Genomic DNA, 1,894 nt, shown 5'->3' on the forward strand with positions numbered 1-1,894 from the left:
GCGGCTGCGCGGGGCGGTCGCCGCGCTCTGGCAGTTCGTCCGCGGCCTGGCCGCCACCACCGCCGACGCGCGCGGCGCGGCCGCCGCCACCGGGATCGCCGACGAGGACTGGTGGGCCACCCGCTCCGCCCGACTCGCCGAGCTGGCACCGGACTTCGCGGAACGCTTCCCCCTGCTCGTCGCCCTGCAGAGCACCGGCGGCGGCGCCCCCGAGGACGGCCACCGGGAGGCCTTCCGTACCGGGCTCGCCGTCCTGCTCGACGGCATCGCGGCGGGGGCGCCCTCAGACGATCCGGGCGTGCGCTGACCGTGCCGGGCGCGTTCCAGCCGTGCCGCGCATCCCCTAACCGTGCCGGGCCGCGGGGAGCGCCAGCAGGACACCCAGCACCACCAGGGTGGAGTACCCGGCGATCTCGTGGCCGGCCGGCACCAGGACCCGGACGAAGCCGAACAGCCGGAAGCCCTCGATCCAGGTGGACAGCAGGCCGGAGGCGCCGCCGACGATCAACACGGAGCCGAGGTAGCCGAGCAGGGTCTTCATGCTCCCGAGCCTAGGAATCCGGCCCTCCGCCGGACATCCGACTTTCGGTGCGGGCCGGCGCCACCAAAGTCGTCCCTTCCGCGCGGCTCCGACCCGGCTCCGGACGGTTCCTCACCGCCCGGCCCGACTCCGGACGGCCCGGCCCGACTCCGGACGGCTCCGGACGGCTCAGCCCGGCTCCGGACGGCTCAGCCCGGCTCCGGACGGAGCAGCAGGCCCGGCGGCCCGGCGGCGGCGCGGGTACGTTCGCCGTGTGTTCCCCACCCGCACACCCCTGAAGTCGCCCTCCGCCGCCGTGACCGCGGCCGGAGCCGCCGCCTGCGCCGTCCTGGTCCTCGCCGTCACCGCCCCGGCCTCCCTCGCCCAGGACTCCGTCCCCGCCGTCGGCGGGGAGCGGCTCGGCCACCCGGCCGTCCAGGTCGCGCCGCTGGCCGGGGCGCCCGCGCTGCCCTCCGACCTGACCGGCCGCTCCTGGCTGGTCGCCGACGCGGCCACCGGCGAGGTGCTCGCCGCCCGCGACGCCCACCTGCCGCTGCCCCCGGCCAGCACCCTCAAGATGCTGTTCGCGGACACCGTGCTGCCCAAGTTCGACCGGGCCACCGAGCACAAGGTCACCACGACCGAGCTCGCCAGCCTCGGCGCCGGCAGCAGCCTGGTCGGCGTCAAGGAGAACCTGCCGTACCGGGTCGAGGACCTCTGGCGGGGCGTCTTCCTCAGCTCCGGCAACGACGCCGTCCACGTCCTCGCCCACATGAACGGCGGCATCCAGCAGACCGTCACCGAGATGCAGGAGCGCGCCCGGGCGCTCCAGGCCCGCGATACCAAGGTCGTCTCCCCCGACGGCTACGACATGGACGGCCAGGTCTCCTCCGCCTACGACCTCACGCTCTTCGCCCGGGCCGGGCTGCGCAACGCCGACTTCCGCTCCTACTGCGCCACCCGCACCGCGCGCTTCCCCGGCGGACTGGACAAGCTCACCGGCCAGCGCACCAGCTTCGACATCGCCAACACCGACCGGCTGCTCGGCAAGTACCCCGGTCTGATCGGCGTCAAGAACGGCTACACCACCAACGCGGGCGCCACCTTCACCGGCGCCGCAGAACGCGACGGCCGCACCCTGCTGGTGACGGTGATGCACCCGGACGCGCAGGGCAGGGTCTACGACGAGGCCGCCAGCCTGCTCGACTGGGGCTTCGCGGCCGCCGGGAAGGTCCAGCCGGTCGGCAAGCTGGTCGACGACACCGCCGCCCCCGCCCCCGCCGGGCCGTCCGCCGCCGCCGGCGGGGCCGAGGCCGGCGAGCAGTTGCCGCCCTGGTCCCGTCCGCCGCTGACCAGCGGCTCCGGCTCGGGCCT

Annotated in this window: 2 protein-coding genes and 1 pseudogene; 2 read left to right on the plus strand and 1 reads right to left on the minus strand. The window is 75.7% G+C overall.

The window, feature by feature from the left end; translation table 11 throughout:
• Positions 1 to 307: pseudogene (locus AE652_RS40465) on the plus strand (TetR/AcrR family transcriptional regulator); the annotation flags it as partial.
• Between the two features lie 36 nt (positions 308 to 343).
• On the opposite strand, the gene AE652_RS40470 reads toward AE652_RS40465, so the two are convergent.
• Positions 344 to 541: a hypothetical protein gene (locus tag AE652_RS40470; protein ID WP_049660802.1), complete on the minus strand. Its 198-nt coding sequence runs from the start codon at positions 539 to 541 to the stop codon at positions 344 to 346.
• Between the two features lie 253 nt (positions 542 to 794).
• On the opposite strand from AE652_RS40470, the gene AE652_RS40475 reads away from it, so the two are divergent.
• Positions 795 to 1,894 (plus strand): D-alanyl-D-alanine carboxypeptidase family protein (locus AE652_RS40475; RefSeq protein ID WP_234348723.1); only part of this gene is annotated, 1,100 nt, incomplete at its 3' end.

It is taken from the genome of Kitasatospora sp. MY 5-36 (assembly GCF_001182915.1).
GTDB lineage: Bacteria > Actinomycetota > Actinomycetes > Streptomycetales > Streptomycetaceae > Kitasatospora.